General features: G+C 62.3%; 7 protein-coding genes. All 7 read left to right on the top strand.

Going from position 1 to position 7,487, the window contains the following annotated elements; genetic code table 11:
- The first annotated feature begins 322 nt into the window (after positions 1 to 322).
- Positions 323 to 1,582: a stalk domain-containing protein gene (locus tag CZ203_RS06415; protein WP_087065311.1), complete on the top strand. Its 1,260-nt coding sequence runs from the start codon at positions 323 to 325 to the stop codon at positions 1,580 to 1,582.
- A 149-nt stretch (positions 1,583 to 1,731) separates the two neighbouring features.
- A complete protein-coding gene (locus CZ203_RS06410; RefSeq protein WP_235847472.1) occupies positions 1,732 to 2,322 on the top strand; it encodes an RNA polymerase sigma factor in 591 nt (196 codons plus the stop codon).
- 2 nt (positions 2,323 to 2,324) lie between these two features.
- Positions 2,325 to 3,392, top strand: coding sequence for an anti-sigma-I factor RsgI family protein (locus tag CZ203_RS14900; protein WP_087065310.1), 1,068 nt, complete (start codon positions 2,325 to 2,327; stop codon positions 3,390 to 3,392).
- A 334-nt stretch (positions 3,393 to 3,726) separates the two neighbouring features.
- Positions 3,727 to 5,637, top strand: coding sequence for an NADH-quinone oxidoreductase subunit 5 family protein (locus CZ203_RS06400; RefSeq protein ID WP_200809446.1), 1,911 nt, complete (start codon positions 3,727 to 3,729; stop codon positions 5,635 to 5,637).
- On the top strand, positions 5,627 to 6,505 hold the full coding sequence (locus CZ203_RS06395; RefSeq protein WP_087065309.1) for a respiratory chain complex I subunit 1 family protein: 879 nt from the start codon (positions 5,627 to 5,629) through the stop codon (positions 6,503 to 6,505). Before CZ203_RS06400 ends, CZ203_RS06395 begins: the two co-directional genes overlap by 11 nt.
- An 82-nt stretch (positions 6,506 to 6,587) precedes the next feature.
- Positions 6,588 to 7,088, top strand: coding sequence for an NADH-quinone oxidoreductase subunit B family protein (locus CZ203_RS06390; protein WP_087065308.1), 501 nt, complete (start codon positions 6,588 to 6,590; stop codon positions 7,086 to 7,088).
- On the top strand, positions 7,085 to 7,487 hold a 403-nt coding region (locus CZ203_RS06385; protein ID WP_087065307.1), incomplete at its 3' end, for an NADH-quinone oxidoreductase subunit C. The genes CZ203_RS06390 and CZ203_RS06385, both read left to right, overlap by 4 nt.

Raw genomic sequence — 7,487 nt, 5'->3', positions numbered from 1 at the left:
CGGGACGCTGGCGCTCGCGCCGCGCAGCTGCGCGGTGCTGTGCGCCGTGCCGGCGGAGGGGGGATAAAAAAGCGGGGGCTACAAACCCCCGCTTTTTTGCGCCCGCAAACGGGTTTCCCGTATATTCCAGCGGCGTAAAACGCCGGATGAGCCGGTAAGCCGCAGGGCGCGGCACTTTTCGCAGGGTATCCCGGCGCGCCTGTTTGGAGCGGGGGAAATCTTTTTAAAAATTTTCCGTATCCATGCAATAAAACACGCGCCGCCCGCATTATCAGGGTGAAAGGGCAACCAAAGGGATACAGTACGAAAGGAAGGGTTTGTTATGAAAAAGACAAAATTATCGATTGCCGCGGTTTCCGTCGCAGGGCTGCTGGCGCTGGGCGCGGCCGCCGCGGGCGTCCACACGATCACTGCGGAACTGCGGCCGGATGTGACCGTCAAGGTCAACGGGAAGACGCAGGCCATGCTGGACAAAAACGGCGACGTGGTCTATCCCATCCAGTATAACGGCACGACGTATCTGCCGGTGCGCGCGCTGGGCGATACGCTCGGCAACGACGTGCGTTGGGACAGCGCCACGCAGACCATCTATCTCACTACCCGTACCACCGGCCAGGACGGGACGGTACTGACCTTTTCCGAGCTGGAGGACAGGATGACGGCGCTCGAAAAGGAGATTAAGGCGCTCAGCCCCGCTTCCGATTACACCGGGCGCGCCAAGCAGTATGCGGCCTTCAGCGACCGGCTGGACGCGCTGGACGACGCGGTCGGCCGCGCGGAGGACGCCGCCCTCCAGGATTACCGCGACGGCAAGATCAGCTATGACGAGTACGCAAAGCGCCGCGACCGCGCGGACCGGCTGGATACCCGCCTGGACGAGGCCTTTGCCACGCTGGAAAAGAAGACCATCGCCAACGAGAGCGGTTACCAGACCGCGGCGCAGCAGGCGGCCGCGGAGCTTGATACCCTGGAAAGCAAGATCAAGGCGGCGGAGCGCAAAATCGCCGACCTCAAGCCCGCGTCCACCTATGACGGCCGCGTAAAGCAGTACCGGGAACTGGACGCCGAACTGGCCGCGCTTTCCGACAGTGTGCGCACGCAGTCGCGCGCGCTGAATGACAACCTGCGGGGCGGGCTGCTGACCTACCGCGAGTATAACCCGCTGAACGAACGTGCCGGCAAGCTGGACGTGCGGCTCAAGGATGCGCGCGCCACGCTCGAGCGCAAGACCATTTCGAAGGATGAGGCGCAGGAGCCGCAGGCCGGCGGCCAGCAGTACGCCGACTATGCCGCCCTGCTGGATAAGGCCGAAACCCGCGTCGCGTCGCTCGAAAAGGAAGTGAAGGGCGCGCAGGGCAGCGCTTACCGCGCGCTGCTGAGCAAAATCGACGCGCTGGACGATGAGCTGGACGCGCTGGACGACGCGATCGAGCGCAGCTATCGCGCGGGGAAGCTGACCGCCGCGCAGTACCGCACGCTGGACCAGCGCGCGGACGGCCTGGAGGACCGCCTCGAGCATATGGAAGACCGGCTGGACAGCTGGTACGGCCATGACGACGATGATGACGATGACGACGACTGATTGACCGGCTCCGCGGCGCCGGGCGGGGGAACCTGCCCGGCGTTTTGCCGCCCGGGTGCGGGTGTTGTTGCAACCGGGGGAGCGCCCTGTTATACTGGCAGAAAGGGGAATACGCCGCGTGGCGTAAAAATACACAGGGGGTGAACCCGTTGTTTGCATTGCTGCTGGCCGTAGAGGCTGAGTCCGTCCGGAACCGCACGACAGTCCCGCCCGACCAGTGCGAAGCATGGATCGCGGGCGTGGCAAAGGGGGACGCGGCGGCGTTCGACGCGCTGTACCGCGCGACCGACCGCACCGTCTACGCCTATGCGCTGTCGCTCACGCGCAACCGCGAGGATGCGCAGGACGTTATGATGGAGACCTATCTGAGCATCCGTACGGGCGCGCACCTGTACCGGCCGCAGGGCAAGCCGCTCGCATGGATTTTCACGATCGCACGCAACCATGTGCGGATGCGCGCCCGTACGGCCGGGCGCGAAACGCCGCTCGGCGACGCGCTGTTCGCGCGGGAGGAGCCCGCCGCGGCGGACGGGGGCGAGGACGCCCTCGTCCTGCGGGAGGCGCTGCACATCCTTTCGGAGGAGGAGCGGCAGGTCGTGCTGCTGCACGCGGTATCCGGCCTGCGGCACCGTGAGACCGCAGCGGCGCTCGGGCTGCCGCTGGCGACCGTATTGTCCAAATACAGCCGCGCGCTGCGCAAGCTGAAAAACCATCTGGAACGGCTGGGGGAGGGGGACTGAAGATGCGCAAATACCGGAAACGGCAACTGGAAGCCATGCTGTCGCGCGCCGTCGCCAAACAGACCCCCGACCTGCTTGCGGCGCTGCAAAAAGCGCCCATCGGAGGCAGCGCCCCGCCCATTCCGCTGCCGCTGGCTGCAGCCCGGCAGGCAAAGCGCCGGTGGGCGCAGGCGGCCGCGGCCCTGTGCGCCTGCCTGCTGCTGTGCATGGGCGGCGGAACGCTGGCCTATTTCCATGCGGACGCGGTGGTCGGCATCGACGTAAACCCGAGTATAGAAATCGTGACGAACCGCTTTGACCGTGTGCTTGCGGCGCGTGCGAAGAATGCGGACGCCGCCGCCGTCCTCGAGGGGCTGGAGCTGCGGCACGTCGATGTGGATACCGCGGTAAACGCGGTCATCGGCTCGATGGTGCGCAGGCAGTACCTGACGGCGGAGACCAACGCGGTGCTTGTGACCGTCAGCGGTACCGGCGAAAAGCGGCGGCTCCAGCTGGAGCAGCGCATCGTTCAGGATATCGAGAGCGCGTCCGGGCAGCTCCGGATCGCAGTATACGTACAGGACGGCGGCCAGGACGCGCCGCCCGCGGACACCCCGCCGGCAAGCCCCGGCATATCCGCCGGCAAGCAGCGGCTGATCAGCCGCCTGCTCGCCGCCGCCCCATCGCTCGACCGGGCGGCGCTCGCCGCGATGCCCATCAAGGAGTTGGCCGCGCTCGCGGACGAGCTGGATATCGACCTGGACGATGACAACGACGGCGATGACGATGACGAGGATGAGGACGACGACGAGGACGGCAAGGGCGATGCGGGTCAGAAATCCCCGGTCCGCCATACGGACGGCGGCAAGGGCGCAAACGCCACGGCTGGCCACAGCCGGGACGACGGACGGGATTACGACGACCGGGATGATGATGACGATGACCGGGATGATGATCACGACCGGGACGATGACGACGATGACCGGGACGATGACGACGATGACCGGGACGATCGGGACGATGATGGTGATCACGACCGGGACGACGACGACCAGGACGGTGACGATGATCACGACCGGGACGATGGCTAAATAAGGCAAGGGGCGGTGGGCTTTCCACCGCCTTTTTTTGTATACAAAGCCAGAAGACAGCAGGAAAATAGAAGTTGATAGAAATTTAACAATAGGGGGCGTGCCGCGTGAGTGTGTGAATGATTTAACAAGGGGGCTTTAAAAAGAAAGGTTTGCGGGGGCATTCGACCTTCTTTTGTAAGCGGCGCGGGGGATTTTGCAAAAGAGGAAAAACCGAAGATGCAAGCCGCCTATCGCAAGATAAAAGGTCTAGTGTTTTGAAAGTGGGAAGCGTATAATTAAAGTAGCATTTTTCATACAACTTTCAGAATCGCAAAGAAGGGGGCGAAGGACCTTGGGGTTCATCGGGTTTTTGGTTGGGTTCCCGGCACTCGTTGCAATCGCGCAGCTTTTCATTAAAGATGAAGGCACGCGTTCGGTCGTAACGAAGGTGGCGGCGGCTGTTACGGCGGTTGCGGCCATTGTGACGGCCATCGTGTTTTTCGGACAAGCTGAAACGCGCTTGCGCGTCAGCGGCGAGTGGCTTTCTACCGCCGTGCTCATTGCGGAAGTCGCGCTGTGCGTGGTAATTTTTTACCTGTGCTGCAAGGCGCACCGCGTTTGGATCGGCTTGCTGTCCGTGCTGCAAACCGCTCTGACCGTATGGTTTGAACTGGCGCACAAGCATGGAATTTTTGTATGGAGCGACTTTGTGATCGATAAGTTTACGATCATCATGCTCCTGATCATCGGCGTCATCGGCAGCGCCATCACGGTATATGCGCTCGGCTATATGAAGGATTTCCATGCGCACGACCATCACGTGGCCGACCGCAGGCCGTTCTTCTTTTTCGTCATGTACATATTCCTGGCGGCGATGTTTGCGCTGGTTCTGTCGAACAACCTGATGTTCATGTATTTCTTCTGGGAAGTCACCTCGGTGTGTTCCTTCCTGCTGATCGGCTACACGCGCACCAAGGAGGCGGAGCGCAACTCGTTCCGCGCGCTGTGGCTCAACCTGCTGGGCGGCCTGGCGTTCTGCCTGGCGATCATCACGCTCGGCCTGTCGACCGGCTTTGTCGAGCTGGAACGCATGGTGTTCCTCGGCCGCACGGGCGCGGACGTCGTGCTTCCCGCGGCGCTGCTCGTATTTGCCGGCCTGACCAAGGCGGCGCAGATGCCGTTTTCGCGCTGGCTGCTCGGCGCGATGGTCGCGCCGACGCCGACCTCGGCGCTGCTGCACTCGTCCACCATGGTCAAGGCGGGCGTGTTCCTGATCATCAAGCTCGCGCCGGTGCTGGGCGACAATTCCGCCGGCCTGCTCGCCATGATGGCGGGCGGCATGACCTTCCTTTTTGCATCCTTTGCGGCCATATCGCAGTCCAACGGCAAAAAGGTGCTCGCCTATTCGACGATCTCCAACCTCGGCCTGATCGTGTGCTGCGCCGGTATCGGTACGTTTGAAGCGGCCTGGACGGCGATCATGCTGGTCATTTTCCACGCGGTGGCGAAGAGCCTGATGTTCCTGTGCGTCGGTACGGCGGAGCACCATGTCGGCAGCCGCGATATCGAGGACTTTGACGGTCTGTTCTCGGAAATGCCGCAGCTCGCGGTATGTATGTCGATCGGCATCTGCGGGATGTTCCTCGCGCCGTTCGGCATGCTGATTTCCAAGTGGGCGGCCATGAAGGCGTTTATCGACTCCGGCCACGCCGTGCTGATGCTCGTGCTGGTATTTGGCTCGTCCGCGACCTTTTTCTTCTGGACGAAGTGGCTCGGCAAGATCACCGCGATCGTCGCGGGCAAGCGCAATATCGAGCGCACCGTCCATAAGGAGGAGTGGTTCGTCCTCAAGGGGCTCGCGGCGGCGACGGTACTGGTCTGTATCGCTTTCCCGGTGATCTCCTTCGGCGCGGTCACGCCCTATCTCGGCCAGCTCTATACCGGCACGATGGAGGTCATCAGCCGCAGCAATATGATAATCATGGCCTTCATGGTCATCCTGCTCGTCGTGCTGCCGCTCGTCGCGTTCGGCCGCGGCGGCAACAAAAAGATGGTGCACGTCAACCTTGCAGGCGAGAACCAGGGCGACGACCTGACGTTCCGCGGCTCCATGGATATCCCGGTGCCGGTCTCGCTGCGCAACTGGTATATGGAGGACTATTTCGGCGAAAAGCGCATGCTTGTGCTCGGTTCGGTGCTGAGCGGCGTGCTCATCGTCCTGATCTTTGCAGCTTTGTTGGGAGGGGTCATCAATGTATTCTAATATCGTACAGATTATCCTGCCCGCCATCGCTTACCTGGTATTCGCGCCGGTCGTGGGCGGGCTGCTGGCCGGCATCGACCGCAGGATCGCCGCGCGGATGCAGCGCCGCAAGGGGCCGCCGCTGCTGCAGCCCTTCTACGACGTATTCAAGCTGTGCAGCAAGCAGGGCGTCTCGGTCAACCAGGTGCAGGACTTCTATGTCGCGGGCTTTCTGCTGTTCGTAATCATCAGCGGGATCTTTTTCTTCACGCGCGGCGATATCCTGCTCGTCGTGTTCACGCTGACGCTGGCGAGCGTGTGCCTGGTCGTCGCGGCGTACTCGTCCAATTCGCCCTACAGCCAGATCGGCGCGGAACGCGAGCTGCTCCAGACCATGGCCTACGAGCCGATGCTCCTGCTCACCGCGATGGGCTTCTATATGGCGTTTAAGACCTTCCGCCTGTCCGACCTTGTCAGCGGGAGGCTGCCCGGCATCGTTTACCTGCCCGGCGTGTTCATCGGCCTGGCCTATATCCTGACGATCAAGTTCCGCAAGTCCCCGTTCGACCTTTCGATGTCGCACGAGGCGCATCAGGAGCTGGTCAAGGGCATCGTGACCGAGTTTTCCGGCAAGACCCTTGCCATGGTCGAGGTCGCCCACTGGTATGAAAATATCTTCCTGCTCGGCTTTGTGTACCTGTTTTTCGTCTGGAACGAGCCGCTCAGCCCGCTGCTCGGCCTGCTGGCCTGCGCGGCCGTCTATGTGCTCGAGATATTTATCGACAACTGCTGCGCCCGCATCAAATGGCAGGGCGTGCTTTCCTCCACCTGGGCGGTGACCCTGGTCGCCGGCTTTGTAAACCTGCTGGTGCTGTCCTTTATCAAATAAAGGGCGCGAGGGGGACGGGCTCCGGGGGCGGTACCATGCGGTATTCCCCGGGCAATACGCTGGAAAGGATGGAGAAGTAAGCATGTCTTTTATGAAAAAATCACCCTGGATTATCCATTACGACGGTTCAAGCTGCAATGGGTGCGATATTGAGGTGCTGGCCTGCCTGACGCCGTTGTATGACGTCGAGCGCTTCGGCATCGTCAACACCGGCAACCCGAAGCACGCCGATATTTTTGTCGTCACAGGTTCGGTCAACGCGCAGAATGTCCCGGTCATCCGGCAGATCTACTCCCAGATGCCCGAGCCTAAGGCCGTGGTCGCGGTCGGCATCTGCGCAAACTCGGGCGGCGTGTTCCGCGAGTGCTACAACGTGATCGGCGGCGTGGACAAGGCCATCCCCGTGGACGTGTACGTCCCGGGCTGCGCCGCGCGGCCGGAGGCCATCATCGACGGCATCGTGCGCGCACTCGATATTTTGGAGGAAAAACGGGCCAAGCTGAAAAGCGGCAAGGTCGAGGAGCTGGAGGAGCAGGACGGGCTGCCGCCGGAGCCTTTTGCAAACAAGGAGGGGACACCGTGAAGCAGCAGATCATCCAGATCAAGAACGCCGACCTGCTCGACCGTGTGGAGCGCCTGCGCGACGACGGCTGCCGCCTGGTGCAGATTTGCTGCACCCGCGTGCCGGAGGGGTTCGAGCTGAGCTATACGTTCGACAAGGATTACCATATGTACCACCTGCGCCTGACGGCCGCCGAGGCGGAGCCGGTCATGAGCATCACCGGCCTGTATTGGCCGGCATTCATCTACGAAAACGAAATGCGCGACCTGTTCGGCGTGCAGATCCGCCATATTGCCACCGAGGTGGATTACGGCGGGAAGTTCTACCGCCTTTCGGAGAAGACGCCGTGGTTTAAGCCCGGCCCGCAGCGCAAGCCCCCGGTAAAGCCGGCGGCCAAGCCCGCGGCCGCGCCCCCGGCGC

The organism is Intestinibacillus massiliensis, assembly GCF_900155735.1.
Lineage (GTDB): Bacteria > Bacillota > Clostridia > Oscillospirales > Butyricicoccaceae > Intestinibacillus > Intestinibacillus massiliensis.
The sequence above is the reverse complement of the archived record's forward strand: the minus strand, read 5'-3'. Positions and strand labels throughout refer to the sequence as shown.

Coding starts and splice junctions, on each gene's coding strand:
- CZ203_RS06390 (WP_087065308.1), top strand. CDS start 6,588: ATGTCTTTTATGAAAAAATCACCCTGGATTATCCATTACGACGGTTCA.
- CZ203_RS14900 (WP_087065310.1), top strand. CDS start 2,325: ATGCGCAAATACCGGAAACGGCAACTGGAAGCCATGCTGTCGCGCGCC.
- CZ203_RS06415 (WP_087065311.1), top strand. CDS start 323: ATGAAAAAGACAAAATTATCGATTGCCGCGGTTTCCGTCGCAGGGCTG.
- CZ203_RS06395 (WP_087065309.1), top strand. CDS start 5,627: ATGTATTCTAATATCGTACAGATTATCCTGCCCGCCATCGCTTACCTG.